The organism is Chryseobacterium taichungense, from assembly GCF_900109935.1.
GTDB lineage: Bacteria > Bacteroidota > Bacteroidia > Flavobacteriales > Weeksellaceae > Chryseobacterium > Chryseobacterium taichungense.
Genome location: NZ_FOBV01000014.1, coordinates 15,698 through 40,713, shown reverse-complemented (window position 1 = coordinate 40,713; position 25,016 = coordinate 15,698). Strand labels below are relative to the sequence as shown.

At 36.9% G+C, this 25,016-nt stretch carries 26 protein-coding genes; 22 read left to right on the top strand and 4 right to left on the bottom strand.

Translation table 11 applies throughout. From position 1 onward, the window contains the following. Nucleotides 1-126: 126 nt before the first annotated feature. The 19 genes from BMW64_RS19605 to gcvP all read left to right on the top strand — a co-directional run bounded on the left by BMW64_RS19605 (nucleotide 127) and on the right by gcvP (nucleotide 16,475). Nucleotides 127-717 carry a Crp/Fnr family transcriptional regulator gene (locus BMW64_RS19605; protein ID WP_090002266.1) on the top strand — a complete coding sequence of 197 codons (591 nt, stop codon included), beginning with the start codon at nucleotides 127-129 and terminating at the stop codon, nucleotides 715-717. 77 nt (nucleotides 718-794) lie between these two features. Beyond that, nucleotides 795-1,199, top strand: coding sequence for a VOC family protein (locus BMW64_RS19600; protein ID WP_090002265.1), 405 nt, complete (start codon nucleotides 795-797; stop codon nucleotides 1,197-1,199). 29 nt (nucleotides 1,200-1,228) lie between these two features. Continuing rightward, the gene (locus BMW64_RS19595; protein ID WP_090002263.1) at nucleotides 1,229-1,753 is read left to right on the top strand and encodes a hypothetical protein; all 525 of its coding nucleotides are present in this window, start codon (nucleotides 1,229-1,231) and stop codon (nucleotides 1,751-1,753) included. 1 nt (nucleotide 1,754) lies between these two features. Further along, nucleotides 1,755-2,537 carry an alpha/beta fold hydrolase gene (locus BMW64_RS19590; RefSeq protein WP_090002261.1) on the top strand — a complete coding sequence of 261 codons (783 nt, stop codon included), beginning with the start codon at nucleotides 1,755-1,757 and terminating at the stop codon, nucleotides 2,535-2,537. Nucleotides 2,538-2,759: 222 nt separating this feature from the next. Beyond that, a complete protein-coding gene (locus BMW64_RS19585; protein ID WP_090002259.1) occupies nucleotides 2,760-3,191 on the top strand; it encodes a VOC family protein in 432 nt (143 codons plus the stop codon). Nucleotides 3,192-3,254: 63 nt separating this feature from the next. Further along, nucleotides 3,255-3,668, top strand: a complete 414-nt coding sequence (locus BMW64_RS19580; RefSeq protein WP_090002256.1) for an SRPBCC family protein — start codon at nucleotides 3,255-3,257, stop codon at nucleotides 3,666-3,668. 34 nt (nucleotides 3,669-3,702) lie between these two features. Beyond that, entirely contained in the window at nucleotides 3,703-3,948 is a 246-nt protein-coding gene (locus BMW64_RS19575; RefSeq protein ID WP_228400979.1) for a helix-hairpin-helix domain-containing protein, read from the top strand. Between the two features lie 311 nt (nucleotides 3,949-4,259). Then, nucleotides 4,260-5,126 (top strand): VOC family protein, encoded by an 867-nt coding sequence (locus BMW64_RS19570; RefSeq protein ID WP_090002252.1) that lies wholly within the window; start codon nucleotides 4,260-4,262, stop codon nucleotides 5,124-5,126. Between the two features lie 105 nt (nucleotides 5,127-5,231). Further along, entirely contained in the window at nucleotides 5,232-6,065 is an 834-nt protein-coding gene (locus BMW64_RS19565; protein ID WP_090002296.1) for an SDR family oxidoreductase, read from the top strand. A gap of 37 nt (nucleotides 6,066-6,102) precedes the next feature. After that, entirely contained in the window at nucleotides 6,103-6,531 is a 429-nt protein-coding gene (locus BMW64_RS19560; protein ID WP_090002250.1) for an SRPBCC family protein, read from the top strand. 12 nt (nucleotides 6,532-6,543) lie between these two features. After that, entirely contained in the window at nucleotides 6,544-6,990 is a 447-nt protein-coding gene (locus tag BMW64_RS19555; RefSeq protein ID WP_090002248.1) for an SRPBCC family protein, read from the top strand. Between the two features lie 259 nt (nucleotides 6,991-7,249). Then, nucleotides 7,250-7,708, top strand: a complete 459-nt coding sequence (locus BMW64_RS19550) for a DoxX family protein (RefSeq protein WP_090002246.1) — start codon at nucleotides 7,250-7,252, stop codon at nucleotides 7,706-7,708. Between the two features lie 112 nt (nucleotides 7,709-7,820). Continuing rightward, nucleotides 7,821-9,824 carry a S9 family peptidase gene (locus tag BMW64_RS19545; protein WP_090002244.1) on the top strand — a complete coding sequence of 668 codons (2,004 nt, stop codon included), beginning with the start codon at nucleotides 7,821-7,823 and terminating at the stop codon, nucleotides 9,822-9,824. A gap of 490 nt (nucleotides 9,825-10,314) precedes the next feature. After that, complete coding sequence (locus BMW64_RS19540) at nucleotides 10,315-10,869, top strand: RNA polymerase sigma factor (protein ID WP_228400978.1); 555 nt, start codon at nucleotides 10,315-10,317, stop codon at nucleotides 10,867-10,869. Between the two features lie 14 nt (nucleotides 10,870-10,883). Further along, nucleotides 10,884-11,225 carry a hypothetical protein gene (locus tag BMW64_RS19535; RefSeq protein ID WP_090002241.1) on the top strand — a complete coding sequence of 114 codons (342 nt, stop codon included), beginning with the start codon at nucleotides 10,884-10,886 and terminating at the stop codon, nucleotides 11,223-11,225. 81 nt (nucleotides 11,226-11,306) lie between these two features. After that, nucleotides 11,307-11,576, top strand: a complete 270-nt coding sequence (locus BMW64_RS19530) for a hypothetical protein (protein ID WP_090002240.1) — start codon at nucleotides 11,307-11,309, stop codon at nucleotides 11,574-11,576. A gap of 15 nt (nucleotides 11,577-11,591) precedes the next feature. After that, nucleotides 11,592-11,831, top strand: a complete 240-nt coding sequence (locus BMW64_RS19525) for a hypothetical protein (protein WP_090002238.1) — start codon at nucleotides 11,592-11,594, stop codon at nucleotides 11,829-11,831. Nucleotides 11,832-12,346: 515 nt separating this feature from the next. Then, on the top strand, nucleotides 12,347-12,997 hold the full coding sequence (locus tag BMW64_RS19520) for a J domain-containing protein (RefSeq protein ID WP_090002236.1): 651 nt from the start codon (nucleotides 12,347-12,349) through the stop codon (nucleotides 12,995-12,997). A 619-nt stretch (nucleotides 12,998-13,616) separates the two neighbouring features. After that, entirely contained in the window at nucleotides 13,617-16,475 is a 2,859-nt protein-coding gene (gene gcvP / locus BMW64_RS19515; RefSeq protein ID WP_090002234.1) for an aminomethyl-transferring glycine dehydrogenase, read from the top strand. A 690-nt stretch (nucleotides 16,476-17,165) separates the two neighbouring features. Here gcvP and BMW64_RS19510 read toward each other — a convergent pair. From BMW64_RS19510 to BMW64_RS19500, 3 genes are all read right to left on the bottom strand, one after another. Continuing rightward, on the bottom strand, nucleotides 17,166-17,552 hold the full coding sequence (locus BMW64_RS19510; protein WP_177175334.1) for an MmcQ/YjbR family DNA-binding protein: 387 nt from the start codon (nucleotides 17,550-17,552) through the stop codon (nucleotides 17,166-17,168). Between the two features lie 143 nt (nucleotides 17,553-17,695). Beyond that, nucleotides 17,696-18,409 (bottom strand): AAA family ATPase, encoded by a 714-nt coding sequence (locus BMW64_RS19505; RefSeq protein ID WP_090002230.1) that lies wholly within the window; start codon nucleotides 18,407-18,409, stop codon nucleotides 17,696-17,698. A gap of 783 nt (nucleotides 18,410-19,192) precedes the next feature. Continuing rightward, entirely contained in the window at nucleotides 19,193-19,999 is an 807-nt protein-coding gene (locus BMW64_RS19500; RefSeq protein ID WP_317048330.1) for a DNA-formamidopyrimidine glycosylase family protein, read from the bottom strand. A 67-nt stretch (nucleotides 20,000-20,066) separates the two neighbouring features. On the opposite strand from BMW64_RS19500, the gene BMW64_RS19495 reads away from it, so the two are divergent. Continuing rightward, a complete protein-coding gene (locus BMW64_RS19495) occupies nucleotides 20,067-21,422 on the top strand; it encodes a deoxyguanosinetriphosphate triphosphohydrolase (protein WP_090002225.1) in 1,356 nt (451 codons plus the stop codon). Nucleotides 21,423-21,520: 98 nt separating this feature from the next. Next, nucleotides 21,521-22,474, top strand: a complete 954-nt coding sequence (locus BMW64_RS19490) for an SPFH domain-containing protein (protein ID WP_090002223.1) — start codon at nucleotides 21,521-21,523, stop codon at nucleotides 22,472-22,474. A gap of 24 nt (nucleotides 22,475-22,498) precedes the next feature. Here the strand turns inward: BMW64_RS19490 and BMW64_RS19485 are convergent, their stop codons facing one another. Then, on the bottom strand, nucleotides 22,499-22,846 hold the full coding sequence (locus BMW64_RS19485) for a DUF4377 domain-containing protein (protein ID WP_090002221.1): 348 nt from the start codon (nucleotides 22,844-22,846) through the stop codon (nucleotides 22,499-22,501). Nucleotides 22,847-22,989: 143 nt separating this feature from the next. On the opposite strand from BMW64_RS19485, the gene BMW64_RS19480 reads away from it, so the two are divergent. Beyond that, entirely contained in the window at nucleotides 22,990-25,011 is a 2,022-nt protein-coding gene (locus BMW64_RS19480) for a DUF3857 domain-containing protein (RefSeq protein WP_090002218.1), read from the top strand. The last annotated feature ends 5 nt before the right edge of the window (nucleotides 25,012-25,016 follow it).

Below are 25,016 nucleotides of genomic sequence, written 5' to 3'. Positions count from 1 at the left end.
GCCAAAAGATCTCATTAAAATACCATTATTAAAAGGAGCTCTATAACTGTTTCAACAAAATATAAAAATTCTCTTCACCAGTTCCCATAAAAATTCTATTTTTAAAACCAATAAAAACATTGTCTGATGATCAGTAAAGCCCTGGAAATTTGCTATGAATTCCCGTTTTTCTTACCTGAAGAGCTTCAGGAAATTTTTAATGCTCATGAGAAGATTACTTTTCATAAAGGTGATTTTATTCTCAAAGAAGAAAAAACGGCCAATGAATATTATATTCTTGAAAAAGGTCTTGCCCGGTCATTTGTCAATGACTTTAACGGAAATGAGGTGACCACCAATTTTTTCGTAGACAATGAAATCATCATTGAAGTGTCATCCCTGTTTCAGCGAATTCCTTCACAGGAAAATATTGTCTGCATTACCGACTGCGAATGCTGGAAGATGGATTTCGACACTTTCCAGGAACTTTTTCACAAGATCCCGAATCTCAGGGAATGGGGAAGGGCATGGATGTCTCAGCAGCTTTTTATCGGAAAACAGCGTTCAGTAGAAATGTTTACCCTTTCTGCTACCAAACGTTATCTTAATCTTTTGGAGCAGAAACCTTACGTCATTCAATTTGCACCCCTGAAGCAGATCGCCTCCTATCTCGGGGTCACAGATACTTCATTAAGCCGCATCCGTAAAGAGCTTGTCTCGCATCCCAGGAAAATTTAAATCTTGCCTTATGGCAAGTTGACTTTCATTGTAACTCGGTAATTTTGGTTAACAGCTTAACATTAAAAATTACAAAAATGAAAGTCAATCAAATCTACGTCAACCTTCCGGTAAAAGATATTCAGAAGACAAAAGAGTTCTGGACGAATCTGGGATTTTCCATCAATGAGCAGATTTCTGATGAAAGAGCAGTTTGCATTATCCTGAGCGACAATATTTCTGTCATGTTTCTCACTGAAGAATTTTTCGAAACCTTTTCTGAAAGGCCGGTCCCGAAAGGCGATACAACGCAGGTTTTGGTGGCTATCGGTTTAAACAGCCGCGAAGAAGTCGACGAGGTAGTAAACGCCGCGGTAGCCAACGGGGCGACACAGCACGAAGAGCCTCAGGATCACGGATGGATGTATCAGAATTCCTTCTGGGATATCAATGGTCATGGCTGGAATGTCATCTTTGCAGATCCTTCTCAGATCCCTTCATAATTTTAAATTCAACTTAACTTCTAAAAATTATGGACACACCAACATCAAATAAGCTGGACATTATTATTCCTGCATTTCGTAGTCACAGCCAAAATTTCCTGATGGTTCTTGATGGAATTTCAGAGGAAGATGCTTTAAAAAGAATTGAAGGCAGAACCAATCATATCATCTGGATGGCCGGAAATTTTCTCGATATGCGATATGCTTTAAGCTATATTCTCGGACTTAAGGAAGAATTCGAATTCAAAGATTTTTTCTTTCAGGGAAAAGCGTTGAATGAAAATTTTAAATATCCCTCTTTACAACAGCTGAAAGATGCGTTCCACAAGATTTCACCACTTGTTTATCATAAACTTTTACAAGTATCGGATGAAGATTTAGACAAAGCTTTTCCGATGGGAATGAACATCGATTTCTTTCCGGAAACTGTTCTGAACTTTGTCGGAATGTGCATTGGCCGCGAAGATTACCTGTGCGGACAAATCGGATTAATGCGCAGAATACTCGGCTATGAAGGAATGAAATACAATTTTGATAAAGATCTGAAATACTGATATGGATCCGATTGAAAAAGGACACAAATACAGTAACGGAATCGAAATGTATTATGAAATTTATGGTTCCGGAAAACCTTTGGTACTGATTCATGGCGGAGGCGGTTCCATTCTATTCGATTATAAAGAAGTAATTGAAAGGCTGGAAAATAAATTTCAGTTAATCGGGATCGACTTACAGAATCACGGATTATCCGGCCATCGCGATATTCCGGAAACATTTGAACAGGATGCTCACGATATTGCTGTTTTGTTGGAAGAAATTAATATCAAAAAAGCTTCATTCTGGGGATTCAGTAATGGCGGGAATACCGTCATGCAGGTGGCGCATCTTTATCCCGGAATGGTAGAAAAACTCGTCGTCGCTTCAGCGTTCTACAAAAAAAGCGGAATGATAGACGGATTCTTTGAAAGTATGAAAGAAGCTAGTCTTGATTCAATGCCGGAAGCTTTGAAGAATAATTTTTTAAGCTTAAATCCAGACGTTGCAGCCTTTGAAAATATGTTTGATAAAGACAGCAAAAGAATGCAGGTTTTCGAAGACTGGAGTGAAGAGGTCTTGAAAAGCATACAGTCACCGACTTTATTTATTTCAGGTGACAAGGATATTATAAAACCAGAACATACAGTCGAAATGTGGCGTCTGGTAAAAGATTCACAGTTAATGATTATTCCAGCAACTCACGGATCTTATATGATGGCAGATCTTGGAGGGAATATAGACGGAAAATCAATTGATTTCACCGTAACTGAAGTTGAAAAGTTTTTAAGTAATAAACAATAATGAATAAGGTGCCGACGACGTCGCCCGTAAGTGACCTCATCACTCGCCCGAAAGGTGGTGTGTCCTCCGCCCGAGTGTCATGGTGTCCTTCGCTCGAGTGTGGGTGTCGATACCGCACGATAGTCGAGGTGTTGACCGTACGATGGTGGGTAAGTTGACAGGCAACCTTCTACATATTAAATAAAATCTTGGATCATACAATAATAATTAAAAATAAAAATCATGGCTAAATTAAATTCTTATTTAAATTTTGACGGAAAAGCGGAAGAAGCTTTCAATTTTTACAAATCTGTTTTCGGCGGCGAGTTTGTCGGGGAAATCTACAGAATGGGAAATGCTCCCGGCACCGAAAACTTATCGGAAGATGAGAAAAACAGGGTAATGCATATAGCGCTCCCTATTGGCAACGATCTTCTGATGGCTTCCGATATCGTTCCGAGTTTTGGGCAGACCCTTACGGTGGGAAATAATAATTATGTTTCCATTTTTCCGGATTCCAGAGAGGAAGCAGACCGGCTTTTTAAGGGACTTTCTGAAGGTGGAAATATAGAAATGCCGATCGAAGATCAGTTTTGGGGCGATTATTTCGGAAGTTTTCAGGATAAATATGGTATCCATTGGATGGTGAATTATAATGAAGAATACACAAAATAGTTTATCTTTAAGAAGTAAAAGATGGCAGAACGCTGTCCTTTTGTAACACCAAATAACATTTATATGGAACCTATCAGCATTGATATTACAATATTGGCACCCGTTCAAAAGGTGTGGGACTATTTCAACGGTCCCGAACATATTACCCAATGGAATTTTGCCAGTGATACCTGGGAATGCCCGTCTGCTGAAGTAGATTTAAAGCCAGGCGGTAAATTTAAAACGAGAATGCAGGCGAAAGACGGCAGTTTCGGATTTGATTTTGTTGGAATTTATGATGAAATAATTCCCGAAAGAAATATCACGTATCATACGGAAGACCATAGAAAAGTGCAGGTCATCTTTGAGAAAATAGACGAAAACACCACAAAAGTGACAGAGATTTTCGATCCTGAAAAGCAAAATCCTGTGGAAATGCAACGGGATGGCTGGTACGCGATTCTCAATAATTTCCATAAATATGTCGAGAACCATTAAATAACATCTTTCCGTCATGATCAATCTGGTAATAATGGCAAAATGTCTCTATTCCGTTTGTGCGGTGAGTCATGCTGCGAAAGGAAGCTTTCTGCAGGGTATCATTCCTCTGCCGGCCAGAAGAGCTCTTGAAAAAGAAAAAATTGATTCCCTGGAAAAGCTGTCAGATTACTCTGAAGAGGAAATCAAGCAGATGTGCGGCTTCAATAAAAGTACAATGCAGAAGCTGAAAGTTTACATGATGGAAAACGGTATTTATTTTAAAAATAATGAAAGTTAGCTTGCTGTTAGCCAAAATGCGTAATTCAATATCAAAGCATCTATCATTTGCTGAGTGAAACGCCTTTGCGAACAAAAAATAAGCGGCTTAAACATCAAATAAAATCCTTGCGCCTTTGCGTTAAATTAAATGCATAATTTACTATTAAGAACGCTATCTTTTGCTGAATATAAACCGTAGGTTTACGAACGGAGTTCAGCCTTTGCGCCCGGAAATCAACATGATGATTTAAAAAAAATTCTTTGCGCCATTGCGTTAAAAGAAATGCACAACAATTAGAACTATAATTATTATCATTTAAATTTAAAACAATGAACAACAATATTTTTCCATGCTTCTGGTATGATGAAAATGCTAAAGAATCTGCAGAATTTTACTGTAAAGTATTTAACGGAAAAATCACGGCAGATACCCCTGTTGTGATGAATATAGAACTTTTCGGACAGAAAATGATGCTGCTGAATGGCGGACCTCAATTCAAAAAAAACGCTTCCGTTTCTTTTATGGTCATTTGCGAAACGGAAGATGAAGTCGATAAATACTGGAATGAACTCATGGACGGCGGAATGGCTCTAATGCCGTTGGATTCTTATTCCTGGAGCAAAAAATACGGTTGGCTTAAGGACAAATATGATGTCACGTGGCAGATATTTCTGGGAGAAAACCAGACAGGACAGAAAATTATTCCCACGCTCATGTTTATTCATGAGAACAACGGAAAAGCAATGCAGGCAATGAAATTATATACCAACACCTTCCCGAATTCCAGGATCGGGAATATCCTGAAATACGGAGACGGAAGCGAAGGACATCCTGCCACAGAAGATCCTGACCACATCCAGCACGCACATTTTGTTATTGATAACTACAGTTTCTTCTGCATGGATAATTCTTATGACCACCAGTTTGATTTTAATGAAGCCATATCGATGGTTGTTATGACCGATGATCAGGAACAGACCGATCATTATTGGAATACTTTAACTTCCAATGGAGGGAGAGAAAGCATGTGCGGCTGGCTGAAAGATCAGTTCGGATTCAGCTGGCAGATTGTTCCTAAAAGATTAATCCAGCTGATGAGCGATCCCGATCCAATGAAAGCACAGAAAGTTGTTCAGGCGATGATGAGGATGCAGAAAATTGTCATAAAAGATCTGGAAAAAGCTTACAATTCTTAATAGGTGTTAAAAGTTTTTTAAATATAATTCGTCCTTTTATCGGATTACCATATTTTTTCAGCTTCGGCTTGCTGTTTGATGATAATTAGAGAAAAAGATTTGCTTATGAAAACACAGAACAAGTCAGATTCTAAATCTAAAGTTCCTCAGGAAGGACTGTATCCCGAAATTATTCGTGAAAATTACAAAGGCAGTGAAAAGCTTTCAGGTAAAAAGGCATTGATCTCAGGAGGTGACAGCGGTATAGGTCAGGCAGTGGCGGTACATTACGCCCGTGAAGGTGCTGAGGTTGCCATCATTTACGAAGAAAGTGATGACGATGCTAAAGAAACCCAACGACTGGTAGAAAAAGAAGGTCAGAAATGTCTTTTACTGAAAGGAGATATCTCAAAGAAAGATTTCCGGAAAAAATGCCTTCAGCGGATCAAAAAAGAATGGAAATCCCTGGATATCTTGGTTAATAACGCAGGAATACAATTCCCAAAAGATGATATTGAAAATATTTCCGATGAACAGATTCAGGAGACTTTTAATACCAATATCATCTCGATGATCTCCTTCACCAGGGATGCTTTGCAATTGATGGACAGCGGTTCCCGTATTATATGTACAACCTCTGTTACAGCTTATCGCGGCAGTGATCATTTGATCGATTATTCATCCACAAAAGGAGCCATTGCTACATTTATACGCTCTCTGGCCACGAACATCGCTGAAAAGAATATTTTGGTTAATGGAGTAGCTCCGGGCCCGATCTGGACGCCTTTGGTGAAAGAAACCTTTGATGATGTTTCAGATTTCGGAAAAGATAATCCGATGAAAAGAGCAGGACAGCCTTCTGAAGTGGCTCCGGCGTATGTTTTTTTGGCGTCGCAGGATTCCAGTTTTATTACCGGAGAAATTATACATATCAATGGAGGAGACTTTGTAGGCGGATAATATTTTACACAGATTAACAGCTAGTTTTATATAAATTATGGAAAAATTAAATTTTGATATAGAGATCAATGCAGAAGCAATAAAGGTTTGGAGTGTCCTCTGGGACGATTTTTCTTTCAGACAGTGGACTTCAGCTTTTACGGAAGGATCTTTCTATCAGGGAAATTTAGAAGAAGGAAGCATTATAAAATTTCTTGATGCCAAGAATAACGGAATGTACAGTGAGATTAAAACACTTATTCCTAATGAAGAAATAACATTTCTCCATTTAGGAGAGATTTATGAAGGAATTGAGACACCTCGCGACTGGGGCGATGCTACAGAGAAATATGTGCTTACTGAAAATGAAAATATCACCCATTTGCATGTAGAAATTAATACATCAGAAGAGTTCAGGTCGTTCTTTGAAGAAAAATTTCCGAATGCTCTGACAAACGTAAAACATCTTTCTGAAAATCAACTTTAAAGCAATTTAACAATGGAAACTTTATCGTACGAAATGATCATTAATGCTCCCAAACAAAAAGTTTGGGACGTTTTGTGGAATGAAAATACCTACAGCGAATGGACACAGTTTTTCAGTCCGGGATCTGTCATGAAATCCGACTGGAAAGTGGGAGGGAAAACATATTTTGTAAATGCCGAAGGAGAAGGAATGGTCTCTACCATTGATAGTATGGAGGAACCTGATCAGATTATATTCAAGCACTTGGGAATGGTGGACAAAGAAGGAAATGAAGATACTGAAAGCATGCAGGTAAAACAGTGGAGCGGCTGTTTTGAAAAATATATTCTAATCGATTTCGGTGGAAAAACCAAGCTGCATGTTGAGGTGCAGACAGAGAAAGAATGGCAGGACCACATCAATACAGGCTTTACACAGGGATTAGAAGTCATTAAAAATCTTGCTGAAGGAAAGGTGTAGAAATTGAACTTAGATTTTATTTTCATCTTCATCTTCATCTGCGTGATCAGCACAATCTGCGGGATTTTTTTCGATCGCAGATTTAGCGGATTGAGTAGATGTTTTTGTCATCTTAATCTGTGCAAATCTGTGCAAATCTGTGGTTAAATTAAACACGCTAGGAAGCTCTGAAAGCTATGACGCAAATATATTATGTCTGATTATTTGTGAAAACAATTGATCAATTTGCGTAATTTCCGACATCATAATAAAAACAAACATGAAATTATTAACAATTCTTTTCGCCGGCTTTATTGTAGGATTACTGGCAACAAAAATTATCCAGGGCGACTGGAATTTAGTATTTTCCGGAAACCTCGGAATGGCTGTTTTCATCATATTCACCGGTCTTTCGCATTTTAAATTTCAGAAAGGAATGGCGATGATGATTCCCGAGTTTATTCCCGGAAAAATGTTTTGGGTATACGCTACCGGAATTATAGAAATCGCGGCAGGAATTGGTTTGATGATGCCTTCAATTCGTGAATTAACAGCAAGTCTGCTGATTATTTTCTATGTTTTGGTTTTTATTGCCAACATCAATTCATCAAAGAAAAAGATCAACATTTTTAAAGCAGATCTTACCGGCCCGGGAATGGATTATCTTTATAGAGAAAGAATCCCGATGCAGATTATTTTAATTGCCTGGACCTGGTACTTCGGGATCTATTTGAATTAATAGTGGAAAGTTTAGCTTTCCATTTTTTATTTATACCATTGTGCTCTTGAATGTAACAATTCTTATGACTAAAGCGTCTTATTCTATAGACATTTAATCCAAACCATGAAATATGAATATTAATGCTAAAATTTTCGGGATAACACAAATTGTAATATCCGCTGTAATGATGAATGCACAGACCAACACCACCAAATTGCCGGGAGATCCGACGCTGGTTTCCACAAAAGCAACCTTCGACCAATTAATTTCTTACGATAAAGGAAACTTCAAATATAAAGTGGAGGATTACTTTGCAAGACCAAAAGCTTCGCAATTCAAAATTTCCCCGGACGGGCAGTATCTTTCTTATAAGGAAAAAGACAAAGACAGTAAAAACCATGTCTATGTAAAAAACCTTAAAACGGGAGTAATCACCAAAGCGCTGGAAGAAAAGGACGATCTGATCAGAAGTTACGGATGGCTGGATAAAAAAAGACTGTATTATACACAGGATCGCGGAGGCAATGAAAATACACATTTGTACGCCGCGGATGTAGATGGTAAAAATCTGAAGGATCTCACCCCTTTTGAAGGCATTACGTTAGGAAGCGTAAGGATTATCAAAGATACTCCGTTTGTTGTGGTAACGATGAACAAAAATAACAAGCAGATTTTTGAACCCTATAAAATCAACTTTAATACGGGAGAGACTACTCAGCTGTACGAAAACAAGGATGTCAACAGTCCGATTGATGATTATATATTTGATAAAGATGGAAACCTGCGCGGATATGTTGTTCTTGAAAACGGACTGACTTCAAAACTCTATTATAAAGATCTGGAATCCGGAAAGTTCAACCTTCTGAAATCTACCGACTGGAAAGACAGCTTTTACATTATCAGCTTTAATGAAAATTCAAAAAATAAGAATGAAGCCTATGTTGTAACCAATCTTGACGGTGACAAATCAAGAATTGTTCTGTATGATTTAAAAAAAGATGCGGTCATTAAAGAAGTATATTCCAATCCGACATATGATGTGAGCTCCATTAGTCTCGCAGGGAAAAACAGGAATTACGAACTGGATTACATCAGCTACAACGGGATCAAAAATGAAACGATTCCTATAAGCAAATTTTATAAAGAAGTCCATGATAAACTGGCTTCAGAATTCGGCGACAAACAATTCTATGTTGTTTCTTCGGATGATAAAGAAGACAAGCTTCTCGTGGTGGTAGACAGTGATAAACTGTACGGAAAGTATTATGAATACGATACCAAATCCAAAACGACCAAACTTCTCTTTGATCTTATGCCACAGCTTAAGGAAGAAGATATGGCTGAGATGCGTCCTATAGAGTTCAAAAGCAGGGACGGACTTACCATCCGAGGATATATCACTTTGCCTAAAGAAGCATTGCAGGGCAAAAAAGTTCCTTTAATCGTAAATCCTCACGGCGGGCCACAGGGAATCCGTGATGACTGGGGCTTCAACCCGGAATCGCAGTTGTTTGCAAGCAGAGGTTATGCCACTTTACAGGTGAATTTCAGAATTTCCGGAGGTTATGGTAAAGAATTCCAGAAATCGGGTTATAAGCAAATTGGTAGAAAAGCGATGGATGATGTGGAAGACGGCGTAAAATACGCCATCGAGCAAGGCTGGATCGACAAAAATAAAGTGGCTATCTACGGTGGAAGCCACGGAGGCTACGCTACTTTGATGGGGCTGATCAAAACGCCGGATCTTTATTCCTGCGGGGTAGATTATGTCGGGGTGTCCAATATTTTCACCTTTTTCGATTCCTTCCCGGAATACTGGAAGCCGTATAAAGAAATGGTAAAACAAATCTGGTATGATCTGGACAATCCTGAGGAAGCCAAAATTGCCAAAGAAGTTTCGCCTGTTTTCCAGATTGATAAAATTAAAAAGCCTTTATTTGTGGTTCAGGGAGCAAATGATCCGAGAGTAAATATCAACGAATCTGATCAGATCGTAAAAGCGCTAAGAGCAAAAGGTTTTGAAGTTCCTTATATGGTAAAATATGACGAAGGGCATGGATTTGGGAAAGAACCGAACAGAATAGAATTTTACAAAACGATGATGGGCTTCTTTGCTAAAAATTTCAATCAGTAAATCCAACTAATTTTTATAATTAATCCAACGGAAAGTCAGTCTGGTTTTCCGTTTTTTAGTTTAACGTGAATTCGACCGTATTTAATTTATAGATTCCAATTTATATAAAAAGAAACGATTTGCTCATTAAGACCTTTGAAAGTAATGTTGACAAAAAAATTCAAGCCTCCAGCCTCCCTCTTCCAGCCTATTAATCCGATTTCTACTTCGAGCTCACGTTGTTTTATGTCTGAAATTTCTTATTACAGGGGTCTATCTTAGCCCCGATAGAAACGGCATCCTTTTTTGTTTTGTAAGAAACAAAAAAGATATAGTGGATAGCGGGAAACAGCTTATAAAAAAATACACCAGATTTGCAAACATAAATTACATCTGAAAAACACGATTAATAAAAGAAAATCCTGATTTCCCGAAAAATATTTTAAATTTATTAAAGTAAAACAGAAATTTCAATCGTCATAGCAATATGGAGATTGTCGAAAAAATAACAATGCCACAGAAGGAGAAGGAAAATATCATCTCGCAAACCGTTTCAAAGTACGGAGGAAAGTTGATGTCATACATTCGCCCCAAAGTGAAAAATACGGAAGATGCGGAAGATATTCTGCAGGAAGTGTGGTATCAGTTCAGCAGCCTTACCAACCTCTCGGAGATTGTGAATGTAGGCGGATGGCTGTACAGAGTAACGGCCAATAAAATCACCGACAAATACCGCAAAAAGAAAATCGAAAACCTGGAAGATTTTGTCTATGAAGATGAAGACGGAGATTTTTCCATAAAAGATATCCTGTTGATGGACGAAAGTGCAGGTCCTGAAGTGAAAATGTTTCAGGATGAAATCTGGAAAAAGTTATTTGAAGCACTGGAAGAATTGCCTGAAAAACAAAGGCTTGTCTATGTCGAAAATGAACTCAATAACAAAACGCTTCAGGAAATTGCCGATGAACACGGTGAAAATATAAAGACCATTATCAGCCGTAAAAATTATGCGGTGAAGCATTTAAGAAACAGGTTGAGAAAATTATACGAAGATCTAAATAGTTAGTAAAAAAGAAAGATATGAATCATAAACATAAAAAAGGCTGGATTTTTTTAATACTCTGTCCGCCGTTAATTATTTTAGGAATCACATGGATTGTGATGGCCCTTTGGAACTGCCTTTTGCCGGAAATTTTAGGTGTAAAATCCATTTCTTACTGGCAGGCCATGGGAATTCTGATATTATGTAAAATCCTTTTTGGAGGATTCCATTTCGGAAAAGGAATGAAAGACTTCAAAGAAAGAAAAATGAGAGAAAAAATGATGCACCTTTCTCCGGAAGAAAGAGAGAAATTTAAAGAAGTTTGGAAAAGCAGATGCGAAAACAGTTTTTTCAACAGAAACAGAAAAACAAACGAATAACAAACATTTTAGAAGTAGTAAAGTAAAATTAAAAAGTTATTCGTCTATATAAAAAAGTAGTAAAATTTAAAATTTTGAAAAATGAAAAATTCAGTATTAAAAGGAGCTCTTGGAGCACTTGCCGTGGCCGGAATTGTCATGATCGCTAAAAAAGCAATTGAAAGAAAAAGATTTGTAAAAGGTATTTTCGAAGAATACGGAATCAAGGAAAAATCACCTTTCGGACTGGCTGATAAAATCAGAGAAATGAACGATGAACAATATCAGGAGTTGAAAGGAAAATTTAAAAAAGAATTCGCTTCGAGATGTCACAGAAGAGATTTCAGAAAAGAGAATATTGCAGAAGCATAATAGAAAGTAACTAAATTGAAATTGTTAATTCCGGTTCGGGAAGCTTTGCTTCCCGAACCGGAATTTTTTATAAGTCATTGCGATGAGCGAAGCGAAGATGCAATCTCAAAACTACATTTTCCAATTCTGATGAATTTAAGGAGCTATTTCCAGCTTTCCGCACTCGCTATTTTCCATAATTTCGGTTCGGCGGCGAAGCCGCCGAACCGAAATTATGGAAAAATGAGCTCAGACAAATGCTCCAATCTGGGCTAGGGTTGCAGTCGTTCATTCAATAGTAAAAGTATCATTTAATGCATTCAATCTTTGCTGAGTGATAGTTTATACCGAGCTTGTCGAAGTACCTTTCGAACAAAAAATATTCTCAAACATATTAAAAATTTTCACGGACTCTGCGTAAAATGCATTGCTTTGCTGAGATGCTTCCAGCATGACAAACTTAGGGCAAAATTTTTACGCATAAGTAACTAATGCGCTTAGCCTTTGCTGAGTGAAACGCCTTTGCGAACAAAAAATATTCTCAATCATTACAAAATCTTCGCGTCCGCTGCGTTAAAATACATTGTTTTGTTGAGATGCTTCCAGCATGACAAACTTAGGGCAAAATTTTTGACTCATAATGCATATAATACGCTCTGTCTTTGCTGAGTGAAACGCCTTAGCGAACGAAAAAAATATTCTCAACATTTCAAAAAATCTTCGCGGACTTCGCGTTAAAAAAATCCCTCGTTTTGCTCACAATCACAAAATCCTTATTTTTGTACAGTTCAATGAAAGATTACTATTATTTTCTCGGGATTTCTCATGATGCTTCGGAAGAAGACATCAAAAAAGCGTACAGAAAACTATCCTTAAAATATCATCCTGATAAAAACGAAAATGATGATTTCTTTGCCGACCGTTTCCGGGAAATTCAGGAGGCTTATGAAACATTGAGCGATAAAAGCAGAAGATATTCTTACGATCAGAATCTTGAAAGTCATCAGAAAAGCTTCAGATACAATGTTCCGCCTTCGATAAAGACTTTTACGGCAAACAAGATCCATGCAAAAAAAGGAGAGGAGATCATCATCAATTGGCAGACGCAAAATGCTGATGTGGTGAAAGTTTTACCTTTCGGGTTAGAAAAACCGTATGGAGAGAGAATTTTCAAAATAACAGAATTCAAGGACGGGAAATTTCAGATTTTGCTGCATGCGACGAATTCTTTGTTGCATAAAACAGCAGTTCAGGGGATTACCATTACAGAAGTTTTTGAAAACAATACGGAAAAATTCAAAGATAAAGCAGAAGAATTATTCAAATCGCAACCGAGAACCGTTGCAAATCCGCATGGACAGCCGAAAATAGCGAGACTTATAGTGGGAATTATGTTGCTGATCGTGGCCGTTTATTTTCTTATTAAAAGCTTTGTCCATTAAATTCATTAAATTTCTGTTTAAATAATTTAATGCAACCTGAAAAGCTTCCAGCCTCCAGCTTCCCTCTTCAAGCTTACAATCAAGCTATTTTTTTTCTTCCCGGGCATTTTTTACATCTTTTTCCTTTCTTGAACTTCTTACAGCAGGATTTCTTTTCACCACAATAGATTTCTTCTGTATTCATTGAAAAAGCAGGCGCCAAGGGCGGAACTTTGAAAGGGATGATCATATTCATGTTGCAAATATATTAATTTAGAATAAATACAGATAGTAAAAGTTCATGAATTTCATGAGTTTGAATGTTAAATAATTAGAATTCAAAAAATAATAGTAGGATAAACCACGTTTTTCATTAAAAGTATATTTTACAAAATTGATCGCTCAGGAGACTTATTTAAGTTGATTTTTGAAGAATTTTAAAAATAATGATATTATAATAATTTATCTTAAAACACAATTTTACCTGTTTTTATATCTAAAATGATAATAAAAATCCATTAATTATGAACAAGATAGCGTTGATTAGTGGATTTTGGTGCGATTTCAATTTACTTGTACAATTTTCTAAAAATCCGTAATTTTACGAATCTTTTTTACAAACAAAATCTAATAAATAAAAATGAATACAGAACAGTTTGTGAGCCGCCACATTTCCATGAATGAAGCCGATAAACAGGCAATGCTAGAAAAAATTGGCGTTTCAAGTGTTGAAGAGCTCATCTCTCAAACCATTCCTTCTTCTATCCGCTTAGAAAAAGATCTTGAAATCTCAGAATCGCTTTCAGAATACGAAATGCTGAACCATTCGAAAGAGCTGGCAGCAAAGAATACTGATTATACAAGCTACATCGGTTTTGGATATCACAATACCTTGTTGCCGTCGGCTATTCAGAGAAATATCTTTGAAAATCCGAGCTGGTACACCGCTTACACGCCTTACCAGGCGGAAATAGCGCAGGGAAGACTTGAGGCTCTTCTTAATTTCCAGACTGTTGTATGCGATCTTACAGGTTTTGCTTTAGCCAATGCTTCTTTATTGGATGAATCTACAGCGGCTGCTGAAGCAATGCACATGTTCTTCAACAACAGAACAAAAGATCAGAAAAAAGCAGGAGCCAATAAATTCTTCGTTTCCGATCTTGTTTTGCCTCAGACCGTTTCTGTGTTAAAAACGAAAGCTGAAGGTCTTGAAATTGAAATCGTAGAAGGAGATCATATTTCACATGAATTTGATGGTTCTTACTTCGGCGTTTTATTGCAGTATCCGGGTAAAAACGGAATCGTTTTAGATTATACAGAAAATATTGTTGACTATAAAAAATTAGATCTTCAGGTGGTTGTTGCCTGCGATCCGATGGCTTTGGTTAAATTAAAATCTCCTGCATCCATGGGTGCTGACTGTGCCGTAGGTACAACGCAGAGATTCGGTATTCCATTAGGATATGGTGGTCCTCACGCAGCATTTTTCTCTTGTAAGGAAGATTATAAGAGAGATATTCCGGGAAGAATCATTGGGGTTTCCCAGGATGCTTACGGAAAGCGTGCTTTAAGAATGGCTTTGCAGACCAGAGAACAGCACATTAAAAGAGAAAGAGCAACTTCCAACATCTGTACGGCTCAGGTTCTTTTGGCTGTAATGGCAGGAATGTACGCCGTTTACCACGGACCAAAAGGATTAAATTATATTGCTGATCAGATTCACTTTAAAGCAAATGCGTTGAAAGGCGGATTAAAAGCTTTAGGATATGACATCGTAGAAGAACCAATCTTTGACACGGTAAAAATCAATCTTAATGAAGATGAAAAAGGAAGATTGATGAGAATGATGCTTGATCATAAACTGAACCTGAACTATTTCACAGAAGGGGTGGTAAGTATTGCTATCAACGAAAGTACAACATTAGATAAACTGAATTATTTAATGGCTTCTTTCGCTCAGTTTAAAGATAAGCAGACTTTCAAATTAGAAATTAAAGAAGGATACAGCATCCCGGAAGAAAACTTAAGAAAAGACGAAATTCTTACGGAAGAAGTATTCAACAAATACCATACGGAAACAGAATTGATGCGTTACATCAAGCGTCTTGAAAGAAAAGATTTATCATTAACGCATTCGATGATTTCTTTGGGTTCTTGTACAATGAAGCTGAATGCAGCTACTCAAATGCTTCCTCTTTCATGGGAGAATTGGGGAGCTATTCACCCATTTGTACCGGTAAATCAGGCAGAAGGTTATCAGGAAATGATTCGCGAGCTTGAGAAAGATTTAGCAGAAATCACTGGTTTTGCAGGAACTTCTCTTCAGCCGAACTCAGGAGCTCAAGGAGAATATGCTGGATTAATGGTGATCAGAGAATATCATATTTCAAGAGGTGAAGGTCACAGAAACGTTGTTTTGATTCCTCAGTCTGCGCACGGAACAAACCCTGCTTCTGCAGCGATGGCCGGAATGAAGATCGTTGTCGTGAAAAACCTTGAAAACGGAGAAATCGACTTCGAAGATCTTAAAGCTAAAACAGAACAGCATTCTGAAAATCTTTCTTGCGTGATGATCACTTATCCGTCAACTTACGGATTCTTCGATGCCAATATTAAAGAAATTACAGCTTTAATCCACGAACATGGCGGGCAGGTTTATATGGACGGTGCCAATATGAACGCTCAGGTGGGATATACAAGTCCTGGAAATATCGGGGCAGATGTTTGTCACCTAAATCTTCACAAAACGTTCGCGATTCCTCACGGAGGTGGAGGTCCTGGTGTTGGTCCGATCTGTGTGGCTAAACATTTGGTTCCATTCTTACCTTCAAACGCCAATATTAAAATTGGATCTAAGGATTCTATCGAAGGTATCTCTGCAGCGCCTTATGGTTCTGGATTGATCCTGAATATTTCTTATGCTTACATTAAAATGCTGGGAACTTCAGGATTGAAAAAAGCAACTGAACACGCTATCTTAAATGCTAACTATTTAAAAGAAATCTTAGCTGAGCATTTCCCTATTTTATATTCAAACGAAAACGGAAAGGTAGCGCACGAATGTATCGTAGATTTCAGACAGTTCAAATCATTAGGAATTGAAGTGGCTGACGTAGCAAAAAGATTAATGGACTACGGATTCCATGCGCCGACGGTTTCTTTCCCTGTGGCAGGAACATTGATGATTGAGCCAACAGAATCTGAAAGCAAAGCAGAAATCGACCGTTTTGCAGAAGCTCTGATTTCCATTAAACAAGAAATCGACGAAATCGCCAACGGTGAAGCTGATGCAACAAACAACGTATTGAAAAATGCTCCTCATACAGAGCAGGTTGTTATCTCAGATTCTTGGGATAAGCCATACAGCAGAGAGAAAGCAGCTTATCCATTGGAGTGGGTGAGAGATCATAAATTCTTTGCTTCTGTTTCAAGAGTTGATGAAGCGTACGGAGACAGAAACTTAGTATGTACTTGTGAGCCGATAGAAGCTTATATGTAATTAAAGTTTTAAAATAAATCATGAATCCCTTTCAGCAATGAGAGGGATTTTTTTGCATTAAATCATAAACTTTAAAAGAATTTCCTGCATTAAAAAATTCCCGCAGATTTCCAGATTGAGCGGACTTTTTTTGAAATGTTTAAATGCAAAGTGTAATTTGTTATACCTCTAACTTTAGAAGACAATAAATTCCTGGACAAAGCGAAACGCCAGCTTCATCAGATCAGCTTGCTGATTCACTCTTTGCTCACTTAAAATCATACAGTCTAAAGGAATTTCTTTGCGTTGAAAAATTTAAGCAGGTTACACTTATTTTTTTTAAGGCTGTAAAGTGTTGAAAAGTAATAAATTGTACTTGATTGCCTCTTCTGACTGGTTGATCGGCTCTTCTGACTGGTTGATTATTACTTCGGAGTGGTTGATCGTCTCTTCGGAGAACTTGATTGCCTCTTCGGAGGAGTTGATTGCTTGTTCGGACCGGTTGATTTTCCCTTCGGACCGGTTGACCGCCCATTTTAAGTGATTGATTGCTTATTCGAAACGGTTGATCGTTTCATCGAAGTAGTTGATGGTCTTATCGAAACGCTTGAACGTCATAACAAACTGACTGATGATCTCCTGGACGATGTCCTGATAAGTTGGAATAGCTATTATATAATTGACGATCTGTCTTGTTGTCTTATCGGTTGCTCAAAGATCATTATTTTTTTTCTCTGCCTCGTATTCGCTGATTTGTTTTTTCGTAGCAAGGCTTTTCCAACTCAATTCTAAGATTTCTTGCAACAATCTTTTATCATAATGATGTATCCACATGCAGAGATAAGGATAGGGTTTAAAATGATCCGGCAAGTGAAAGATTTCGGGGTAATGTTCCAAATAATGATCACGGATTTCAAAATTCAGACGGATCGGGATAAATTCTCCGCTGTCATGAAGCCTGCACATTAGTTTTCCACGGACTTTTACAGAAGGCGTTCCTTCGTGCGAAATACTCTCTTCTGCTCCCGGAAAACTCAGGGCTATATTTTTCACCGCTTCAAAATCATTAGGGTCAAAGTGTTGTGTTTTATTTTTCATTTCCATACTGTGATTTCAGCTAAATTAGCAAAAAATAGTATGAATAATGGTGGTTTTTTATGGATAAAAAACATGAACTAATACTGCCTCTATTTAATAAGCTGACTGTATGGCATCTTTCAGTGTTGTAAGGCTCTGGTAACTTATAACGAATTAGTATTTTCCAATTTTTTTATCAAATTGTTTTTCACCACTGTAAAAGCATAATCCTTTGCTTCCGCAAAAGAAACCGCATATTTCCGTTCAATAATCCTTAGGTCATCCGGAAATTTAGCTAGCAATTGATCATAAAATGAGTCCAGAAACTCTTTAGATGGCATTTCGTAATTGATTTTAAGCTGAAAACGTCTGATAAGAGCAGTATCAATAATTTCAGGATGATTGGTGGCGCAAAGCAACAACGCATTTTCAGGATAATAATCGATTAGCTGAATCAGGGTATTCACCAGCCTCCTCATTTCGCCCACATCTTTATCGTCACTTCCTCTTGCTTTCCCGATCTGGTCGAGCTCATCCAGAAAAAGAACGGATCTTTCTCTTGCTGCTTTATCGAAAATCATTTTAATGTTTTGGGAAGTCTCACCGATCCGCGACGAAACGATATTGCTGAGGTTAAGAATAATAATATTTTTTCCTAATGCATTGGCAATGGCCTTTGCAGTCATCGTTTTTCCACAGCCTGAACTGCCTTGCAAAAGCACTTTATTGTTTACCGGAAGTCCATATTTCTGCAATTCTGCAGCGTAAGTATTTTCTTTGATAAGCTGGATCAGCTGTTCCTTATTATAGTCTTCCAGGAATACATCATTGAGGGTTATTTCTTCTTTGTCCTGGATAATAAGGTTATAGAGATTCATGTGCTGGAAAATTTATTGACAAAGATAAAGCTATTCAACAAAAAAGCCGAACAAAAAGCTGTTCGACTCTATCGGCTATTATAAAAATTAAAAATTGTCCTTAGTGTAATTTGTTATGTTTTTGGTGCCCTTTTACCCGCATTGAGTAAAAGAGCAGTCAATCATTGAAGATTGAAAACATAAACAATATCATTCATTTGTGTATTCTCAGGCTAAAAATTAAGCCGCAGAATTGAGATTAATCTCTCTGTTCTCTCTTAACTGTTGCAAAATAAGAAGCAAAAACTACTAAACATGTTGCGATTCCGATGTAAGCGATCATTTTATTGTATTTTTAATTATTTGATTAATTATTGTTAATTTGATATTGCAATATTACAACAATAAATTAATCCCTGCAAATAAAAACCATGATGTATATCAGTGTTTTAAGTGTGTTAAATTAACTTTTGGGCTAAAATGAGTTTACAAAAAATTAATATTAGTGTGGAAATTTATTTGTGAATTTATTAATTTTTATTGAAATTTTTAATGATTATGTAATGGATGGTATTTTGTGTTTAAGACTTAATAATCAAAATGTGTTGCATAACATTCAAGTAATACTGATTTATATCACCTTATTTTGACTAAAATGATCCAATATTAACAAAATTTAATTATTAATCTTTCGATAGTGAAAAGAATATTGATTTATAGTAATTCAATCTATTTGTAAATGTGTTGATTATAGAAAATAATATAGGATGTTATAAAAGCTGATTAAAATAATAGTAATTGTTACTACTGGTATAATTTCTGATCGTTTTCGCAAAAAAAACTTCTTCTTTTACCTTTACCCGTTTGCTTTTTGATGAGTTTTTGACCACATTTAGGGCAGATTTTCTTGGTGTGGGCCAACCAATGTTTCTTCAAAGTGAAATCACGCTTCCATTCCAGAAAATCGAAACTGTAATTTCTGGCTTCTTTGATCAGCTCTTTTATCTTTTTAGTAGGCATTTTACCCAAAAGACTTTCCGGTTGTACGCCTATTCTGAAAAGAACTTCATTTTTAATGATATTTCCCACTCCTGAAAAAATATCCTGATCCATCAACGCATCACAGACCATCATATCCGGATTTGCCTTTATTTTTTTCTCAGCTTTTGAAGGATTCCAATCATCGCTCATAACATCGGCTTCCCAGTCGATCGTAGCTAAAAAATCTTTATCTACCATTTTGACATTACAGGTATAAAAGTACATTCCGCTGTTTGAAAATAATAAAGCTAATCTGAGCTGCCGGTCAGGCTTTGTTTGTTCATCCACACTGTGCGAACCGAACATCAGCAGGTGAATTCGTATGGCTACGTCGTCGAATATCAGATAGGTCTGCTTTCCGAAAGTCTTTATTTGCTGCAAAGTCTTCCCAACCAGAATATCCTTATCTATTTTAGCATTTCCAGAAGCTTCAGTAACTTTTTGGCCTTCAAATTTTTGAATGCTTTCTTTCATTAATAGGATGGAAGGACCTTCAGGCATATTCTTTATTTTATATTCGAGATAACAATAATTCTGCCATAACAGCGTAGTAACATAATGATGAAACATGAGTTTCTGAGAAAAAAAGATTCGATTTGTTTAAAAAAAATAAAATTTGAACTAATTTTGAAAAATGATGAACTTAAACCAGATTTTCACGAATCAGCGTACGGGAAACAATCCGAATACAAAAGCCTCAAGAACGGATTTTCAGAGAGATTTTGACAGAATTATTTTTTCATCAGCCTTCAGAAGGCTTCAGAATAAAACTCAGGTTTTTCCGTTGCCGGGAAGTGTTTTTGTGCATAACCGTCTTACGCATTCTCTGGAAGTTTCATCAGTTGGACGAAGCCTTGGAAGTGTGATGGGTGAGTTCATCCATGATCAGTTTAAAAATGACCTTACGGAAGATTCGAAAAATTTCTACCTTCATAACTTAGGAAATGTAATTGCTGCAGCCTGCTTATGTCATGATGTGGGAAATCCTGCTTTCGGACATTCAGGGGAAGATGCAATTGCCAGTTATTTCGAAAGAAATGAATCTGATCTCAAGCCTAAATTCAATGAAAAAGAATGGGCAGATCTGATGAACTTTGAAGGAAATGCCAATGCTATCAGAGTGCTGGCACAACAACAGCAGGGAAAAGATGGCGGCGGAATACAGCTGACGTTTTCTACATTGGCCAGCATTGCCAAATATCCGTGTGAAGCAATTGCTAAAAAGAAAGGGATTATTCACAGAAAGAAATTTGGCTTCTTTCAGAACGAAAAAGATATTTTCCTCGAAATTGCAAAAGAGACAAACCTGATTTCAGAAAGCGAGGAACCGCATATTTTTAAACGACATCCTTTTGTATGGCTGGTAGAAGCAGCTGACGATATTTGCTATAATATTATTGATATGGAAGATGCTCACCGTTTAGGGATTGTATCGACCGCAGATTGTAAGAATTTATTTTTTGAACTCGTAAAATCTGAAACAGATGATGTACAAAGAATAGAAACCAAACTGAACTCTATTTCCAACGAAAACGAACAGATCTCTTACCTTCGTGCAAAAGTAATCAATGCCCTCATCAACAAATCGCTGGAAATGTATAAGCAGAACTTTGATAAAATTCTGGAAGGTGATCTTGATAAAGCGCTTTTAGACATTTATAAAGCTGAGAACAAAACCTTGCAGGACATTGAGAGTTTCTCCATTGAGAAAATTTATAACCATAAAGCAGTGGTCGAAATTGAAAATGCCGGTTATAATGTAATGTATGAATTGCTGGATCATTTCATTCCTTCTATATTAAAAAGTGAAGATGAAAGAAAATCCTATGACAAAAAAGCCTTAAAGCTTCTCCCGCAGCAATTCGTATATAAAGAGGGTAGCGATTATCAAAAGGTTTTGGGTGTGATTGATTTTGTTTCCGGAATGACGGATAATTATGCCACGGATCTTTACCGTAAAATAAAAGGGATTGATATTGGAATGACCATGTAAAGTTTTAATTAAATGCTGAATTTTCCGGCAAGCTTTCTTCTTAAAACTAAAAACCATATCTTTATGAAGAATACAAATTCATATTAAAAATTAAAACTATGAGTCTTTTTTTAGCACCTATCATTTTTTTTGGATTAATCATTTTATTTGCGTCATTCTTTGTCGTAAAGCAGGAAACTGCAGCCATCATCGAACGTTTCGGGAAATTTCAGGCTGTAAAACATTCAGGGCTTCATCTTAAATGGCCCATCATCGATCAGATTGCCAAAAGGCTGAATCTGAGAATCCAGCAGCTGGACGTAATGATCGATACCAAAACCTTGGATAATGTTTTTATTAAAATGAAAATCTCGGTTCAGTATCAGGTGATCAGAACGCAAGTGGGGGATGCTTATTATCGTCTTGAAAATCCGGAAAACCAGATAACATCCTACGTTTTTGATGTGGTAAGAGCGGAAGTTCCCAAACTGAAACTGGATGATGTTTTCGTGAAGAAAGATGATATTGCAATTGCTGTAAAAGGCGAACTTCAGGAAGCTATGCAGAGCTATGGATATGATATTATTAAAGCTTTGGTAACAGATATTGATCCGGATGAACAGGTAAAACATGCCATGAACAGAATTAACGCAGCTGAAAGAGAAAAAACGGCCGCAGAATACGAATCTGAAGCGCAGAGAATTAGAATTGTCGCAGTAGCCAGGGCCGAAGCGGAATCTAAAAAACTTCAGGGACAGGGGATTGCCGACCAGAGAAGAGAAATTGCAAAAGGTCTGGAGGAATCCGTAAGAATGCTGAATAACGTTGAAATCAATTCTCATGAAGCTTCTGCTTTGATTGTCGTTACACAACATTATGATACGTTACATTCCGTAGGATCAAGCAACAGAAGTAATCTGGTGTTGTTGCCTAATTCGCCAACTGCCGCAAGCAATATGCTGAATGATCTTGTTGTAGCTATGACTGCCGCCAACACGGTAGGAGAGGTTTCCAAAGGAAATTATCCAAAACCGCCAAAGGATCATAATCACGATACCAACAACAATCTTTAAAATAAAGCCTCAGAATTTCTGAGGTTATTTTTTTGTCCTGGAAATTTCTTTGATTAGAATATATTTTATAGAAGAACCGTCAGCAGGTGGATTTTCAGCTTTTTCTTCTTTTATTTTTAAAACATATTCATAACCTGGCTCATAAGTGAAACCTTCAATATTGGTGTATAAATTGGTCCATTTTCCATCAGCGCTTTCTTTTACCTGCAGGCATTTCATCGGTACAACACCTGTACAGTCAGCTGTCTCGGCACCAATAATGATTGTTTTTTCATCTCTTTCAGAAATTCCGCTCGCAGCGGTACATTGGGATAAAATAAATAAACAACTTGCTGAGAATAAGGTTACTCCTTTTAATTTAATATTTTCCATGCTGAAAATTTAGAAAAACAGGTCAATTTTTATGCCGCAGTTTTAAGGGATCTTAACATGTTACACTCTTGTTTTTTAGTTTTGAAATACCTAATTTAACTTTTCTTTTTATACCAAAAGCAACACAAAATAGTAAACAATATATGGACAATCAGATTGAAATTGAAAATTACAGAATCCGAAAGTCGGAAGAATGGGCAGGAAATATTGATGATCAGGAGCTGATAAACAGAATACAGGATTCTGATTTTGCGAGGCAGCAAAACAACGACGGAAAAGATTTTTGTTATTTTCTGGATAAAAAATACCACACCAGCAACACCGAAAACAGTGAATATGTATGTATGGCTTATACTTTAAATGAGCCTGCCAATTTAGAAAGAGCTTCTGTTTCTGATATTGTTGTTGAAGAAAATGAAGTCTATAATATCCATCGGATCAGTGTTCTGAGAGATGGTGTACTGATTGATAAGATCCCTGACACCAAAATCAAAGTTTTAGACAGCGAAAATCACAGCAGCGGAGGAATTTTAAGCAGCAATAAAAAAATAAATATCACCATAAAGGATCTTCGTCTGTATGATATTCTGATCCTTGAAGATTCAAGGGTAAAGCCATTTACGGACCGTGATTTCTTGAGAAAGGAATTTTCTAAATATGTTTGGGTAAGCCCGGATAATTATTGGGCATACGGCAGTTATAAATTTACTTTTATTAATGAAAGAAATGAGAAAATTGCTTACAAAAAAACTTTTTTCAGGGATGAGAACGGTAATGTTTTGGAACCTGAAGTACACTATCTGGAAAAGGGTGAGAAATTTGTTTTTGAAGAAACCAATTATATTAATCCGGTGGATGCGAACCGTGAAATTTTTCCTTTTATTGATTTTGCGACTGACAACAACTGGATTGAACTTTCCAATTATATCGCGCCGATTTACCAGGAAATTTTTAACAAATCTTCTTTAAAGGATTTTGCTCCGAATCTCGTAGATAAGCTTGATTCAATGCAGGATCTGGAAGAAAAGATTCAGTTTGCCATCGAGTATGTTCAGAATAACATCTATTATATTTTTAATGCAGATGAAATGAACGGCCATAAGCCACAGGAACCTGCTGTAACTTACGAAAACAAGCAGGGCGACTGTAAAGCAAAATCGGTTCTTTTGAAGGTAATTCTGGATTATATAGGCGTAGAAGCTTCTATTGTGCTGGTGAATTTCCACACTGATTTTTACATTAAATATTATCTGCCGTCTTTGCTGACGTTCAATCATGCAATTGTGAAGATTAATCATAAAGGTGAAGAATATTTCATAGATGCTACAATCCGGGACGAATTCGGAACGCTGGAAAACCGTGGGTTTATTTACTTTATGCACTATCTTGAAGTAAAATCTGATCAGGAACTAAAGGAAAGAAAGCCCCACCGATATCCTTATTTCTGTGTGGATGAAAAAGTAGATTTTAATGTAAAGGATGCGACAGGAAAACTTGTGCTTACGACCACCTATAAAGGTAATCGTGCCAATGCCATGAGGAGATATTTTAAAAATACCAACAAAAGGGAAGTGATCGACAGCTGGAATAATTTCCTTTTTTACAGTCTGAATTATTCTAATGACAGAAACGGAACCGATATCAGAAATATTTTTAAAGATGCTTCAATCGATATTATCAGCGATGATAAAAAATTGAACGAGTTCAGAATTCAGTACAACGCTACGATTGAAAATCCGTATTTTGTTGATCCTAAAAATAACCGTTTTCTGATGTATTTCGATCGTAATTTGGTGAAAACCAGTGCGCGGGATTATATGCATAAGGATCTTCCATTCTGGCACAATTTCGACAGTGAAAAATATGAAATTAATTTATATACCGATCAGAAGATTGATACGGAAGAAAGATATACGGCTCAGGAAAGCACAATCAACAATCCTTATTTCGATTTTAAAAGCCGTAAAAAAGTAAGTAAAAACGGGGCAACGGTTTATATTGAATACAATCCGCTTGTCAATCTCGAGATTCCGCAAAATGAATTTGAAAAATTCCGTACAGACCATCATACGGTTGCTGACAGTAATTTCGGATTGGGAATTGATGTTATTGAACCGGGACTAATGAATATGCTGAAGTTTAATTTTAAAAAAAGGTTTAAATAAATGAA